Raw genomic sequence first — 14,393 nt, forward strand, 5'->3', positions numbered from 1 at the left:
CGTTGCCTCTTCCCCCTCGCCACGAGGCCCCCGCCCATGCCCCGCGAGCAGACCCAGAGCCTCTTCGACGAGCCCGACGAGGACGACGACCCTCAGTCCGACGCCGTCGACCCCAACGCCCCGCTCGCCGACCGCATGCGCCCCCGGTCGCTCGACGAGTTCGCGGGGCAGGAGCACCTGATCGGCCCCGGCAAGATGCTCCGACGGCTCGTCGAGGGGTCCGGGCGCATCCCGTCGATGATCCTCTGGGGCCCCCCCGGCACGGGCAAGACCACGCTGGCCCGCCTGCTCGCCCGGCGCGATCGCTCGCGATTCATCCCCCTCTCGGCCGTGCTCTCGGGGGTGAAGGAGGTGCGGGAGGCGATCGCGAAGGCCCGCGACGCCCGCCGCCATTTCCTGCACACGCTCTTGTTCATCGACGAGATCCACCGCTTCAACAAGGGGCAGCAAGACGCCCTCCTGCCCGCCGTCGAGGACGGCACGGTCACGCTCCTGGGCGCGACGACCGAGAACCCGTCGTTCGAGGTCAACGCCGCCTTGCTCTCCCGGTGCAAGACCGTCATCCTCCAGCCGCTCGACGAGTCGCAGATCGTCGCCCTCCTGCGCCGGGCGCTCGACGACCCCGAGCGCGGCCTCGCGGCGCTCCACCCCGACGTGCCCGAGCCCGAGCTGGGCCGCCTCGCCCGCTTCTCCGGCGGCGACGTCCGCGTCGCCCTCTCGGCGCTCGAGGCCGCCGTGCTCTCGATCGCCCCCGGCAACGACGGCAAGCGCCGCGTGGACGAGCCCACCGTCGTCGAGGCCCTCGGCCGCTCCCGGTTCGCTTATGACAAGGGGGGAGAAGACCACTACAACCTGGCCTCGGCCCTCATCAAGAGCCTGCGCAATTCCGATGCGAACGCCGCCCTCTACTGGCTCGCCCGGTTGATCGAAGGGGGGGCCGACCCGGTCTTCATCGCCCGCCGGCTGTGCATCCTCGCGAGCGAGGACGTGGGCCTGGCCGACCCGAACGCGATGGTCCAGGCCCATGCCGCGGCCGAGATCACCCGCCTCATCGGCCTGCCCGAGGCGCTCTACCCCCTCTCGCAGGCCACGCTCTACCTCGCCCGAGCCCCCAAGTCGAACCTGATCAAGCGCGCCTACCAGGCCGCGGCGAGGGACGCCGCCGAGACGGCGAATGTCCCCGTGCCGCTCCACCTCCGCAACGCCGTCACCCCCCTGATGGCCTCGGCCGGATACGGCAAAGGGTACCGATACGTCCACGACGACCCGGCCGCCCGACGGGCCATGACCTGCCTGCCCGACGGGCTGACCGACCGCTCGTACGTCGACCCCGAGGAACTCGGCGGGCCGGCGTGACGCCCTTCGATCTCCGGGGCGTCTACTCGCCCCCCTCGAACGCCTCGACCGCGTGTTCGGCCACGCGCACGACGTAAGGATTCGCATCCTCCAGCGCCGCCCGGAGCGACGGCCCGGCCCCGGTCGCCCGGTCATCAAGCCGATCGAGCACGTTGATCGCCGCCAGGCGGACCCAGTCGTTCGCGTCGCCGAGCGCCTGGATCAGGGCCGGCACGGCCTCATCCGTCCGGTCGAGGCGGCAGAGCGCATCGGCGGCGGCCACCCGGACCCAGGGGCTCGGGTCGTCCAGCGCCGCCACCAGGCGGAGCGACACCGGCAGGCTCGACGCCCCCCGGATCGCCAGGCCGGTCGCGCCCCACCAGCGGACCCCCGGGTCGGCGTCGTCGAGCAGGGCCGCCAGGGTCGCCACGTCCGAGGGGTCGCCCCTCCCGGCCAGCTCGGCCGCGTCGAGCACGCGGTCGATCGGGTAGCCCCCCCGATCGCGCCTCGCCCCGTCATAGGGCGAGCCGGCGCCGAACCGGGTGCGCATGTCGGCCTCGTGCAGCAGGCCGAGGTCGATGATCTCCGCTTGCCAGCGTCGCAGCTCGCCCCGCAGGCGGTCGAGCGTCTCCCGGTACTCCGGGTCGAGCGCCAGGTTGTTCACCTCGAACGGGTCGACCTCGACGTCGTACAGCTCCTCGACCGGCTTCGACAGGGTCATCCAGTTCGCGGCCGGCCCGGCCAGGTTCCCGGCATCGGCCAGGGTCTGCCAGTCCTGCATCGTCGGCATCAGGTACATGTACCCGATGAACTGGTGATGGAAATAGGGCATCTGCGACAAATAGTTGCGGATATACTTATATTTCTCGTCCCGGACCATCCGCAGCAGGTCGTAACGCTCGTCCATCCGGTCGCGGAAGCCATGCACATAGGTTCTCGGCTCTTCCTGCTGTTCGCCCAGGAAGGCGAGGCCCTGCATGTGATCGGGGACCTCGACCCCCGCCAGGCTCAAGACCGTCGGCGCGAGGTCGACGAAGCTGACCAGCCGGTCGGTCGCCTCCCCCGCCCCGGCCGGGGCCAGGTGGGCGTACTTCTCCGGGAACCGGACGATGAACGGCACCCGGGTGCTCGAGTCGTACAGCCACCGCTTGTCCCGGGGCATCCCGGCGCCGTGGTCGGAGTAGAAGAAGACGATCGTGTCGTCGGCCAGGCCGTCGTCCTCGAGTTGCCGGAGCACCTCCCCGACCTGCTTGTCCATGAAGGTGATCATGTCGGCATAGCGTGCCCAGTCGCGCCGGACGGCCGGCGTGTCGGGGTGGTAGGGGGGGACGGGGGCCTCGGCCGGGTCGTGCAGCTCCTCGGGCGAGAAGTCGGCCACGCGCTCCTGGTACTGGGCCTCGGGCAGCCGGATCTGGCTCTCGTGGCAGCTCGTGAAGTTGAAGATCGCGAAAAACGGTTGCCCCTCGCCCCGGTCCCGGAACGTGGCCCGGTTGCTCGAATCGTCCCAGGTGTCGGGCGGATAGGTGAAGTTATAATCCGTCTTGACGTTGTTGGTGCAGTAATACCCGGCCCGGCGGAGGTACTCGGAGAAGCACCGCACCCCCTCGGGCAGTTGCCCCTCGCACCGCATGTGCTGGGTGCCGATCGACGGGGGGAACATGCCGGTGATGATCGTCGACCGCGCCGGGGCACACACGCCGATCGGCGCGAACGCGTGCCGATACCGGATTCCCTCCGAGGCCAGCCGGTCGATGTTCGGCGTCACCGCGTAGGGGTCGCCGTAGCAGCCGAGGTTCGGGCTGATGTCCTCGCAGGTGATCCAGAGGATGTTCGGCCGATCGCCTCCGGGCCGGGGCATGCCCCCGGCCGTGGCGGTCGACCCGCCGACGGCCAGCGCGATCAGGACTCCCAGGCCGAGCAATCGGGGCCGGCTCGCTCGATGCGTCATGGCGAAGCTCTCGGGTCGGTTCGAGGTTGGAGAGATGTTCTCGTGCTGTCTCAAACGATCGGTCCGGATGCCGCGGCGGGCATCCCCGGGGCGCCGCCCGGGGGATGCCCGCCGCCGATCGATCGCCCGATGCAGGACTACCAGATGAAAGGCCCCCCGGCAAGGTTCCCCGCCCGTTGCGTTCTGCCGGGCCGCGGGCTACAGTAGACGCGTCGGCCGTCCGAATCCGAACGACCCGGGGACCTCCACCCCCCGAAGCCCAGGAACCGCCCGCTCATGTCCGACGCCTTCGAGCCCCAGTTCGTCGCCGAGGATGTGAACCAGGCCACGGTCGCCCGCCTCAAGGCCCGCGAGATCCGCCATCCCGAGGTCGCCGTCGAGCTCGGTTCCCAGCTCCGGGCGCTGGTCGAGCAGCACCAGCGGACCCGGATCGTCGTCGACCTGCAAGACACCCGATACCTCAGCAGCACCGCCTTCGCCACCCTGCTGAACCTCGGCCGGTTGCTCCAGCAGCACCAGGGCAAGATGGCCCTCTGCAACCTCGATCCCGACGTCATGATCGGGGCCCGGATCATCGGCATCGCCCAGGTCGCCCCCATCTTCGACTCCGAGGACGAGGCCGTCGCCCACGTCTCGGCCTGATCGCCCGGCCCGGCCCGGTCCGTCCGGCCGGACGCCGCCGGCCACCGGGGCACGACCCGGGAAGTCCGCTGGGGATCGGTTCACCCGGCGAGGCCCCGCGTTCGACTCGGCTCGGCACGGTTGGTCCGGTCCGGCTTGGTCCCGTTCGCTCGGACGCGATCCGGACCGGCCAGGCCCGTTTGCAAGCACGTCCGAACCCGGATGCCCCCATCGGTCGCTCGCCTCGGCCGATCCCCCAGGCCGGCCGGGCACTCGCCCTCCCGAAGCTCCCCCGCACACCGAAGGACCGACCCCATGCCGAACACCTCTCACTCTCCGCGACCTTCGACGCGATCGGCCCGGGCCTTCGGCGGTGTGGTCGTGATGGCCGGCCTGATCATCACCCAGGCCGAGGGGATCGACGCCGTGATCGACCCCCTCGGCGCGGCCCAGTCGCCTCTCCCCGTCGCATCCCAGACCGTGGTCGAGGATCCCGCGGGCGTCGACGAGCCCCCGGCGGCCGATGCCCCGGCCTCGGCCGCCCCCTCGAACGGCCCCCCCCCCTCGGCCGATCCGGCCGCGGTCCCCCCCCCCGTGCCGACCGGATTCCAGGCCGACGACGCCGAGATCATCGCGCGGCTGGAGCGCATCCTCCGCAGCAATCGCGAGGAACTGGCCAAGCAAGAGGCCATGCTCGACGACGGCCCCGATTCCGACTACCACCGCGCCGAACAGGAATTCAACCAGCTCGACCAGCAGTTCGCCGAGACCGAGAAGGCCCTGCAGGCCGCCCTCGAGGCCGGCGACGAGGAGGAGGCGGCCCGGCTCCAGGCCGAGCGTGACGACCTGGGCCGCCGCCGCCAACTGGCCAAGGACCGCTTCGAGCTGGAGGTCCGCGAACACAAGGCGGCTAGGGAACAGGTCGAGATCCTTTCAAAGGCGATCGCCTCCGACGAAGCACGCCTCCGAGAACTCCTCGGCGACGAACCCGAGCCCGCCCCCGACGAGCCCGCGGCGGCCGAACCCGCCCCGATGACGGCCCCCCCGGCCGACGCCCCCCCGGCCGACACACCCACGGCCCCCGCCGCCGAGCCCAAGCCGGCCGGCGCCGAGACGGCCGAGCCGGCCCTCACGCCGACCCTCCCCGGCCTCCCCGCCCCGCCGGCCGGCGCCGAGCCCGAGCCGGCCCCCGCCCCCCCCGAGCGGGAGGAGGTGGCGAAGGCCCAGCAGGAGGTCGAGGCCCGGGCCGACGTCGCCGCCGAGGCCGAACGCCGATCCCAGTCGCTCGACGAACGCCTTCAACTGATCGAGCGCAAGATCGCCTCCATCCGGGAGCAACTCGCCACCGCCCAGCAGAAGTCCGACAACGCCCGAGAGACCCGGAACGTCCTGGCCGACGAGTTCCGCGAGAAATCCCTCGACGGCGCCCCTCGCCAGGAACTCCAGGCGCTCCGCGACCGCATCACGGAGGCCGACAGGGCCGTCCGGGAGGCCACCGCCGAGGTCCGCGACCGCACCGCCCGGCTCCAGGAAGTCCACGAGGAACGCGCCCTGATCGGCGAGGCCCGCGAGGCCGTCATCCGGGAAGCGGCCGAGGCCCGCCTGGCGCTCGAGCTGGCCCAGGCCGCCCTCCGCAAGACGACCAACCCCTTCTCGGTCCAGAACCTCACCCGGTGGCTCGTCGAGCGCGGGCCGGGCCTGGTCATCATCATCGGCGTCGCGGTCGTCTTGATCTGGCTCATCAACCGCTTCGGCAACCGGATCGCCGCCCTGATGGCCCAGCGGAGCACCCGGGGGTCGATCGCCGAGCGGGAAGACCGGGCCAAGACCCTGGTGAGCGTCTTCGAGAACGCCTCGTCGGCCGCCATCCTGATCGGCGCCATCCTGATGACGCTCGACTACGCCGGCGTGCCGATCGGCCCCCTGCTCGGCGGTGCCGCGGTGCTCGGCCTGGCGATCAGCTTCGGGGCCCAGAACCTCGTCTCCGACTTCTTCTACGGCTTCATGATCCTGCTCGAGAATCAGTACAAGCTCAATGACGTGGTCCGGATCAACGACCACTCCGGCCAGGTCGAGCGCATCACCCTGCGGATGACCGCCCTGCGGGACATCGAGGGGAACCTCCACTTCATCCCCAACGGCCAGATCACCTCGGTCATCAACATGACGCACGGCTGGTCGCGGGCCCTGTTCGACATCGGCGTCGCCTACAAGGAAGACGTCGACCGGGTGATGGAGGTCGTCATGGACCTGGGCAAGGAGCTGCGCAAGGACCCCCGCTTCCGCCCCTTGATCCTCGAAGACCCGACCATGCTCGGCGTCGACGGCTTCGCCGACTCGGCCGTCATGATCAAGTTCTTCCTCAAGACGCGCCCCCTGCAGCAGTGGGCCGTCAAGCGTGAACTGCTCCGACGCATCAAGAACCGCTTCGACGAACTCGGCATCGAGATCCCGTTCCCGCACCGGACCGTCTACCACCGGACCGACGACCCGGCCCTCAGCCGATTCTCGATCAGCACCGAGCCGTCCCTCGGCGGCGGCAACGGCCACTCCCCCAGCGAGCAACCGGTGTCGTAACCCGGTACGCCCGGCGGCGTGACCGGCCGGCGACCGCGGGCGGGGGCCGCGGATCCGGGCGGGCGGAGCACCAGCCCCCGCCCCGCCTCCGGCCGACCGCCCGTCACCTCGTCCGGGCGGCCCGGTCGGGGTCGTAATCCGGATTCGGGCGGGGCAACTGCGCCTCGACCTCGACCCGCCAGGCGTCCAGCCGGTCGCGCAGCTCGGCCGCCTTCTCGGGCATCGTCGCGGCAAGGTCGGTGGATTCGCCGATGTCTTCCGCCAGGTGGTACAGCTCGACCCGATCGTCTTCGAAGAACTCGATCAGCTTCCAGCCGCCGGCCCGGATGGCCGAGTACGGGGTCGCGCCCCCGGGGTGATAGTGCGGATAGTGCCAGAACAGGGCATCGCGGCCGAGGGTCGCCCCGGGGTCTCGGAGCAAAGGGAGCAGCGACCGGGCATCGGGCAGGTCGGCCTCGCCGTCGGCCCCGGCCACGTCGAGCGCCGTGGCGAACAGATCGTTGCTGATGACCGGCTCGTCGCAGGAGGTCTCGGCCGGCACCGTCCCCGGCCACCGGACGATCAAGGGCACGCGGACGCCCCCCTCATAGGCCGATCCCTTGCCGGCCCGCAGCGGGGCGTTGCTGGTGATGTCGCGCAGGGTCAGGCCGCCGTTGTCGGACGTGAAGACGATGAGCGTCTCCTCGGCCAGGCCCAATTCGTCGATGACCCCCACCACCCGGCCGATCGCCTCGTCCATCGTCCGGACCATCGCCGCGTAAATCGGATTGGTATGCCTCAGATCCGGCGTAAGCTTCTCGCGGTACGCCTCAACCAGCTTCCCCTTCGCCTGCAACGGCGTATGGACCGCGTAGTGAGGCATGTAGAGCAGGAACGGCCGGTCCTTGTGTTCCTCGATGAACCGCACCGCCTCCTCGGCCAGCCGATCGGTCAGATCTTCCCCCTCGGGTCCATCCTCCAGGGTCGGGATGTTGTACGGCGAGAAGTACGACGGAGGCTGACCCCGTCCGTAACCGGCGACGTTGTGGTCGAACCCGTGATGCGTCGGCCACTGCCCCGGCTCGTCGCCGAGGTGCCATTTGCCGATGCTCACCGAGGCATACCCGAGCGGCTTCAGCGCCTCGGCCATCGTCGTCTCATCATGCGGCAGGGACTCCGTCCACTCCGGGATCGCCAGCTTCGCGAACGGCCGTTTGTGGCCATGAATCCAGTCGGTCAGGCGCAAGCGGGCCGGGTACTTGCCCGTCAGGACGGCCGCCCGCGTCGGCGAGCAGACGGTGCAGGCGGCGTAGGCGTCGGTGAAGGTCATCCCCTCGCGGGCCAGGCGGTCGACGTTCGGCGTCTCGTACAGGTCGCTGCCGGCACGGGAGAGGTCGGTCCAGCCCAGGTCGTCGATCAGGAACACGACCACGTTCGGCGGCCGGTCGGCGGCGGCCTCGGCCACCGATCCCGTCCAGCCGACCATCCCGAGAACCAGCGCGGCGATCACTCGATGCGACATGGTTGCAAGACTCCTCGAATCTTCAGATCATTTTATCTTAACGAGTGTTCAATCGAGTTCCCTGTCCCACATCGCGTCCGAAGGGGGCGGGGGCGGGAGCGGCTCCTTCCCCGCCTCCCACCGCACGACCTGCACCGGGCACCCTCGGACCGAGAGGCTGAACCAGAAGCCCGTCCCCACCCGGACCAGGCACTCCAGCTCGGCCTTGGGCTTGTCTTGAAGCCAGACCCGGTAGATCACGTCACCCGAGCCTCGGGCCAGCGAGAACCATTCGATCGGGTTCGCGTTGCGTCTCCGGAGGATCCGATACCCCTCCTCACCGGCCCAGCGCCCCAGCGCGGCGGGAGCGACGTGCCCGTAGAAGAAGAGGTAGCTCCCCATCACCGCAAGCCACACGGGGATGAAGACGGCCAGGAACATCACCACAGACCAGGTCATGCGTGTTCATCCCTTTGGCCTCGGCTCGCCAACGAGGAGAAGGGGGTGGCTCGGCCCCTCGGGGTTGCACGGCCGGCGATCCGGCCGGCCGTGCCGAGGGGCCAGCCGATCCTCGCTCATTCGTTGAAGTAATCGGGCCCGTTGCCGGCCTTCCACTTGATGTTGCAGCCGATGCTCGGCTTCTGCTCGGCCGGGACGGCTTGGCCGGAGAGGACGGCCTCGACCGCGGCCTTCAGGTCCTTGCCGGTCAGGGGGATGCCGTTGCCGGGCCGGCTGTCGTCGAACTGGCCGCGATAGACGAGGGTGTGCGAGCGGTCGAAGACGTAGAAATCCGGCGTGCAGGCCGCCCTGTACGCCTTGGCCACGCCCTGCGACTCGTCATAGAGGTAAGGGAACGTGTATCCGACCGTTTCCTTCTCGACCTTCATCATCTCGGGGGAGTCGTCGGCGTAGGAGGTGGCGTCGTTGGAGTTGATGCCGACGACGGCCGCCCCCTTCGCCTGGAGCTCCTCGGCCACGTCTCGCAGGGATTCTCGGAGATGTTTGACGTACGGGCAGTGGTTGCAGATGAACGCCACGACCAGGGCGGGGGCGTCCTTGAAGTCGCCCAGTCGGACCGTCTGGCCGTCGGTGTCCGTCAGGGCGAAGTCCGGGGCGGGGGTCCCCAGGGGAAGCATCGTCGAAGGTGTCAGGGCCACGAGAGTCGCTCCTGTTGGCTCGCGGGGGCGACACGTCGGCCGTGTCGCCCGCAGGGAAATTTTCAACCGCATTCAGGATGGTTCAGGGTAACGCGAGCCCGGCCCAGGCGGTAGATCAAGGCCCCGGAGCGGGGGCCGTGACAGGGCACCAGCGACTCTCATCAAAACGAACTTACACCACACGAACCGGCATAACAACGCATGGGCAGGAAATCGGTTCGGCCCGCTCAGCGGCGGAGCAGGCGGCGCAGCTCGGCCAGGGGGAGGGCGTTGAGCATCGCCAGGGTTCCGAGGTAGACGGCGGCCCCCCCGAACACCCCCAAAACCACGTGCCATTGGGCCAGCAGCAGGCAGGCGGGTGCCATCAGCATCGAGGCCAGCAGCGGGGGGCCGAGGTGGTGGTGCCAGGCCGGCGCCCGCCCCTCGGCCCGCAGGCGGCGATACCCGGCCCAGGTCAGCAAGGAGGCGACGATCAGGACCGCCTCGGCCGCGCCGACCAGGCCGAACTGGAGGCGGAAGGCCGCCGTCAACGGGCCGATCAGGACGGCCGCCCCGATCAGCATCCGGACGCCGGCGGCCTCGCGGTTCAGGGCGATCAGGGCCGACTGGTAGAGGAACGCCAGGGTCAAGAGCGGGATCCGCCAGGCGCCGACGGCCAGCAAAAGCCCCGCCCCGGCGTAGTCGGGGCCGAGCAGGAGGGCGATCAAGGGGTCGGCCAGCACCGTGGCCCCGACGGCCACCGGCACGAGGCCGAGCATCAAGACCCGGACCATCCCGTCGAGCGCCGCCTGGCCCTCGGCCGGGGAGGCCCGCCAGCATCGAGCGAGCATCGGGAAGACGACCTGCCGGAAGATGATCCCGAAGGTGAGGATGGCCGCCACCACCCGGTGGGGTGCGCCGTAGAGGCCGACGTCGGCCCACTGGCTCAGGAGGCCGACGATCAGGAGGTCGGCCGAGCCGATGACCGCCTGCGAGACCTGGATCAGGTAGACCGGCCGCCCGCGTCGGAGGATCGTCCGCAGGGCGCGGGTCCCCCGGAGCGTCAGGCGGGGGGGGCCGTAGGAGCGCAGGTAGCAGGCCCAGACCAGGGCGATCCCGCAGAATTCCCCGGCGACGAGGCAGATGGGCACCCACTCGATCCGGGAGACGTCGGTGACCCAGAGGCCGACGCCGACGGCGTAGATGGCCGTGCGGATCAGGAGCGAGACGGCGACCAGGGTCATCCGCTCCAGCCCCCGGTAGACGAAGTCGAGGCCGATGGCGGTGGTCAGGAGCATCAGGCCGTAGAGGGAGAGGATCAGCCACTCCGACGCCTCGGAGAAGGAGAACCAGCCGACGACGACCAGGCCGGTCAGGAGCGCGACGGCCAGGCACCCCCGGATGGCGAGGATGTGGTTGACCAGGGGGCGGATCAGCCTCGGGTGGCGGGCGATCTCGCGGGTGGCGATGACATCCAGCCCCTCGCGGACGAGCAGGACGAGCCAGAAGACGACGTTGAAGGCGAACTCGATCCGGCCGTACCCCTCGCGGCCGAGCCGCTGGGCCAGGGCCAGGGTGACGACCATCGAGATGGCCCGGCAGGCGACCTCGGCCACGCTCAGGGCCATGAAGTTCGAGGCCATCCGCCTCGAGGAATTCGGGGCGGGGGGGGGCTTGATGTCCCGGGGGGCGGCGGCCGTCGGGGGGGTCGGGGCGATCGCGGCCGTGGAGCGATCCGGCCCCGGCGGCGGGGCCGAGGGGCGGGGGGGTCGGACGGGGCTCCGCAAGCTCGACGTGCTGGGCATGCGCGATCGCACTTCCCTGTGTTGCCCGGCGTCGGTCCCAATCCTTTGGGGGTCTGACGCCCTGTTCGGAGGTGTCCGGCACCCGTCCTGGCGAGTGCGAGTGCCGAGGCCCCGAGCCATTCCGTTGAACCCTAGGACGCCGGAGCGTCCGGACGAACCGGTTTCTCTGGGAAACCTTGGAAAAAATCGAAACGGAGGGAAACCGCCCCGGGTTGACGGCAGAGGCCGGCGGCTCCTGTCCTCGGGTGGTCCGGCCCTTCGGGGGCTTGAGGATTGGCCATCCTAGACCGGCCTGGGGGGGCCGTCAACGCAAGGTTCGACCGGCGACGGCGGGGAACTTGAAGGCGATTGCACATTCTTCCATCGCGGGGCCGCCGCCGGGCCCGGGAGGGCGGCCGTCACTCGGGGCTCTTGATCTCGAAGACGACCTGGACGGAGACGCTCAGCTCCTCCTCGCCGGGGGAGACGGGGACCGACTCGGCGGCCATCATCATGGCCCGGCCCATCATCGGCTGGGGCGGGGGCATGAAGCCGCCGGACTCGGTGATGGAGACGGGATCGCCCAGGACGACGCCCAGCTCACCGCAGAGCTGCTCGGCCTTGCGTTTTGCGTCGGCGACGGCCCGCGTGCGGGCCTCGTCGAGCAACCCCTGGGACTCCTCGATCCGGAAGCTGATGCCGTTCATCTGGTTCGCCCCGGCGGTGACGACGGCGTCGAGCAGGTCGCCCAGCTTGTCCAGGTCGCGGACCGTCACCCGGACCGAGTTGGTCACGGTGTAGCCGACGATCCGGGGGGTGAACTCTTCCTGGATCGGGCGGGGCTGGCCGGGCTGGGGGGGCTGCGGTTGCGAGTAGCGGGGGTTGAGGTTGATGTTGGTCGTCTGGATGTCCCTGGCGGCGACGCCCCGGCCCTTGAGCTGCTCGGTCAGGGTGGCCATGGCCTGGTTGTTGGCCGAGAGGGCGTCTCGGGCGGTCTGGGCCTCGGCGACGACGCCGACGGAAATGTCGGCCACGTCGGGGGCGGAGGAGATCTTCCCCAGGCCGGAGACGGAGACGGTCCGCCGGTCGTGCGCGTGCATGCCGTGCTCCTGGGCGTGGGCGTCGAGCAAGAGGCCGAAGAAGGCCAGGCAGAGGGCGAGGGCCGGGGGGGTCGGGCGGTTCATTCAGTCGTCTCCCGTTCGGATCCGAAGGCGATCGTTACAGAGGGGTTCGGAAAGGGTGCGATCGAGGCGACAGGGGTCGAGGCCGAATCGCGGCCCTGCGCCCGACCAGAGGACGACGCGGGGCCGCCCCGGTTTCTTAGGCGTCTCCCCGGTGGCGGAGCCGGTCGAGGGTGACGGCGGCGATGATGATGACGCCGATGATGATGTCCTGAACGGGGTTCGGGAATCCGGCGTGGACGCTGCCGTTGTTCAGGACGGACATGATCAGGACGCCGATCAGGGTGCCGAGCACCCGGCCTTCGCCGCCGCTGAGGCTCCCGCCGCCGATGACCACGGCGGCGATGACCTGGAGCTCCAGGCCCTCGGCCGTCGTCGGGTCGCCGGTGCCGCCGAGGTAGGTGAACTGCATGACCCCGGCCAGCCCGGTCAAGAGCCCGGCGAGGCCGAAGATGGCCAGCTTGATCCCCGAGACGCCCAGGCCGCAGAGCCGGGCCGTCGCCTCGTTCGACCCGACGGCATAGGCGTAGCGGCCGAGCAGGCTGGAGCGGAGCATCAGGGCGATCAGGACGCTCAGGGCCAGCAGGATCCAGACGCCGGGGGCCAGGCGGGCGACCTCCTGGACGACCGGCCCGGCCGCGCCGGGGATGCGGCCGAGCTGGGCCTCGACGCCGGGGGGCAGGGCGGCGTCGGTCGCCAGGAGCCCCTTGAACCAGGGGGCCTTGTCCGCGTCGTCGATGTAGACCGACGTGCTGCCGGCCGACCACTTGGCCAGGCCCCGGAACGCCTTCATGGTGCCCAGGGTGACGATGAAGGGGACGACGTTGAGCCTGGTGATCAGGGCGCCGTTGACCAGGCCGCAGAGGCCGCCGAGCAGGACCCCGGCGACCATCGCCACGGGCAACGGCACCGGCGGGACGGCCAGCGAATCGCCGCCGGCGAGGCGCCGGAGCAGGTCGCCGCCGAGGGCGCCGGGGAGCAATGGCACGGGCAGGTCGAAGCCGCCGACGAGCGAGGCGGCCAGCACGGTGACCAGGGCCACGGCCGAGCCGACCGACAGGTCGATCCCGCCGACGATCATGATGAGGGTCATCCCCAGGGCGGCCGTGCCGACGATGACCGACTGCACGGCGATCGTCCGCCAGTTGTAGGCGGACATGAAGGCCCCCGAGTCTCGCGTCAGCCAGGCGAACAGGGCGATGATCAGGACCAGGCCGACGAACGGCCCGAAGACGGTCCAGACCCAGCCGAGCGTCCCCCGGAGACGGGCGGCCCTCTGGCCGGCGGCCGGCGCGTTGGGATCGGCAGCGTGAGACACCCGGACTCCTCCTCGATTCGAAGCGGCCCTCGCGGGCCCGGCGAGGCCCCCCATCCCGAGCGAGCAGTCCGGGAGGGGGGCGGCTTGAGGGATCGCGATGCGTTGCGGTTTGTCTCCGGCCCCTCACCCCGGCCCTCTCCCCGCGTGCGGGGAGAGGGGGACGGAGTCCGCGTGACCCTCGCCCCTGTAATCGGGGGAGAAGGGGACGGAGTCCGCTCGACCCTCGCCCCCTGCGGGGGAGCAGGCGGCCGAAGACCGAGTGGGGGGGAGCCTGGCCGGATTGCAAGGTGTCGCGACCCGGCCGGGGACCCTTCACCACGGCCTGATCCCCGGGGGCGGGGAGAGGGGGGCGGAGTCGCCTCGACCGTCCTCGATCGCGAGTCGCCGCGGTCGCCCGGGGCCTCGACGGCGCGGAGGTTCCTCGACCTCGACCGATCGATGATCGGGGATCGAGGGCCGGGGATCAATGGCCGAGGGGGGATCGGGGCCTGGGAATCGGGTCGCATGGAGGGGGAGGGCGTCCGGTCGGGGTGGTCTGCGCTCTGGGTGTGGTGGGGGCGGTCGATCAGCGGTCCCGGCCCCTTTGGGGGGTCGGGGAGATCGGCGGAGAGGAGGGGGCGGGGCCTGATCACGGCCGGGGCGGGTCGGTCCGGGGGCCGTCGGGGGCCATCGGGCGGCCGGGATCGGGGACGATCGGGCGATCGGAGGGGGAGCAAGGGGTGTCGAATCGCGGCTCGGTGCGCCTGTCGGCCGCAAGGGAGCGGCCCGAGCCGTCGTGACGTATCTCATTGCCCGAAGATGGATTGAGGCGATCGACCGGCGCATCGGGGGCGGTTTGCGAAGGTTCGTTTCGGGAATCGGCCGGGCGAGGCGCGGCGTGAGAGGGGGCGGGGGTCGGGGAGGGATCGGGGGCCGCACGGTTCGGGAGGCCGGCGCCGGTGCTCGGGGTGTCGGCGAAGCGTTTGCGGGAGGCGTGGGGGTGGGCCTGGTGCCACTGGCGGTCCTGGTCCCTG

At 70.8% G+C, this 14,393-nt stretch carries 10 protein-coding genes and 1 pseudogene; 3 read left to right on the plus strand and 8 right to left on the minus strand.

Features of this window, described 5'->3' with window-relative positions:
* The first annotated feature begins 36 nt into the window (after positions 1-36).
* Positions 37-1,356 carry a replication-associated recombination protein A gene (locus AB1L88_RS14640; protein ID WP_367097416.1) on the plus strand — a complete coding sequence of 440 codons (1,320 nt, stop codon included), beginning with the start codon at positions 37-39 and terminating at the stop codon, positions 1,354-1,356.
* Between the two features lie 22 nt (positions 1,357-1,378).
* Here the strand turns inward: AB1L88_RS14640 and AB1L88_RS14645 are convergent, their stop codons facing one another.
* Positions 1,379-3,283: a sulfatase-like hydrolase/transferase gene (locus AB1L88_RS14645; protein ID WP_367097417.1), complete on the minus strand. Its 1,905-nt coding sequence runs from the start codon at positions 3,281-3,283 to the stop codon at positions 1,379-1,381.
* A 276-nt stretch (positions 3,284-3,559) separates the two neighbouring features.
* Here AB1L88_RS14645 and AB1L88_RS14650 point away from each other — a divergent pair, with 276 nt between their 5' ends.
* Positions 3,560-3,925, plus strand: a complete 366-nt coding sequence (locus tag AB1L88_RS14650; protein WP_367097418.1) for an STAS domain-containing protein — start codon at positions 3,560-3,562, stop codon at positions 3,923-3,925.
* A 294-nt stretch (positions 3,926-4,219) separates the two neighbouring features.
* Positions 4,220-6,481 carry a mechanosensitive ion channel domain-containing protein gene (locus AB1L88_RS14655; RefSeq protein WP_367097419.1) on the plus strand — a complete coding sequence of 754 codons (2,262 nt, stop codon included), beginning with the start codon at positions 4,220-4,222 and terminating at the stop codon, positions 6,479-6,481.
* Between the two features lie 103 nt (positions 6,482-6,584).
* Here AB1L88_RS14655 and AB1L88_RS14660 read toward each other — a convergent pair whose 3' ends face one another.
* The 7 genes and pseudogenes from AB1L88_RS14660 to AB1L88_RS14690 form a co-directional block, all read right to left on the minus strand.
* Positions 6,585-7,982 carry a sulfatase gene (locus AB1L88_RS14660; protein WP_367097420.1) on the minus strand — a complete coding sequence of 466 codons (1,398 nt, stop codon included), beginning with the start codon at positions 7,980-7,982 and terminating at the stop codon, positions 6,585-6,587.
* Positions 7,983-8,030: 48 nt separating this feature from the next.
* The gene (locus AB1L88_RS14665) at positions 8,031-8,420 is read right to left on the minus strand and encodes a hypothetical protein (RefSeq protein ID WP_367097421.1); all 390 of its coding nucleotides are present in this window, start codon (positions 8,418-8,420) and stop codon (positions 8,031-8,033) included.
* 116 nt (positions 8,421-8,536) lie between these two features.
* On the minus strand, positions 8,537-9,118 hold the full coding sequence (locus AB1L88_RS14670) for a thioredoxin family protein (protein ID WP_367097422.1): 582 nt from the start codon (positions 9,116-9,118) through the stop codon (positions 8,537-8,539).
* Between the two features lie 227 nt (positions 9,119-9,345).
* Positions 9,346-10,902 carry an oligosaccharide flippase family protein gene (locus AB1L88_RS14675; protein WP_367097423.1) on the minus strand — a complete coding sequence of 519 codons (1,557 nt, stop codon included), beginning with the start codon at positions 10,900-10,902 and terminating at the stop codon, positions 9,346-9,348.
* Positions 10,903-11,300: 398 nt separating this feature from the next.
* Positions 11,301-12,065 carry an SIMPL domain-containing protein gene (locus tag AB1L88_RS14680; protein ID WP_367097424.1) on the minus strand — a complete coding sequence of 255 codons (765 nt, stop codon included), beginning with the start codon at positions 12,063-12,065 and terminating at the stop codon, positions 11,301-11,303.
* A 136-nt stretch (positions 12,066-12,201) separates the two neighbouring features.
* Complete coding sequence (locus tag AB1L88_RS14685; protein ID WP_367097425.1) at positions 12,202-13,380, minus strand: ABC transporter permease; 1,179 nt, start codon at positions 13,378-13,380, stop codon at positions 12,202-12,204.
* 628 nt (positions 13,381-14,008) lie between these two features.
* Positions 14,009-14,393 (minus strand): annotated as a pseudogene (locus tag AB1L88_RS14690) (hypothetical protein); the annotation flags it as partial.

The organism is Tautonia sp. JC769 (assembly GCF_040717455.1).
Classification (GTDB): Bacteria; Planctomycetota; Planctomycetia; order Isosphaerales; family Isosphaeraceae; genus Tautonia.

Bases quoted from the DNA above. Each gene is read 5' to 3' on its own strand.
- AB1L88_RS14640 (WP_367097416.1), top strand. From the start codon at position 37: ATGCCCCGCGAGCAGACCCAGAGCCTCTTCGACGAGCCCGACGAGGAC.
- AB1L88_RS14645 (WP_367097417.1), bottom strand. From the start codon at position 3,283: ATGACGCATCGAGCGAGCCGGCCCCGATTGCTCGGCCTGGGAGTCCTG.
- AB1L88_RS14650 (WP_367097418.1), top strand. From the start codon at position 3,560: ATGTCCGACGCCTTCGAGCCCCAGTTCGTCGCCGAGGATGTGAACCAG.
- AB1L88_RS14655 (WP_367097419.1), top strand. From the start codon at position 4,220: ATGCCGAACACCTCTCACTCTCCGCGACCTTCGACGCGATCGGCCCGG.
- AB1L88_RS14660 (WP_367097420.1), bottom strand. From the start codon at position 7,982: ATGTCGCATCGAGTGATCGCCGCGCTGGTTCTCGGGATGGTCGGCTGG.
- AB1L88_RS14665 (WP_367097421.1), bottom strand. From the start codon at position 8,420: ATGACCTGGTCTGTGGTGATGTTCCTGGCCGTCTTCATCCCCGTGTGG.
- AB1L88_RS14675 (WP_367097423.1), bottom strand. From the start codon at position 10,902: ATGCCCAGCACGTCGAGCTTGCGGAGCCCCGTCCGACCCCCCCGCCCC.
- AB1L88_RS14680 (WP_367097424.1), bottom strand. From the start codon at position 12,065: ATGAACCGCCCGACCCCCCCGGCCCTCGCCCTCTGCCTGGCCTTCTTC.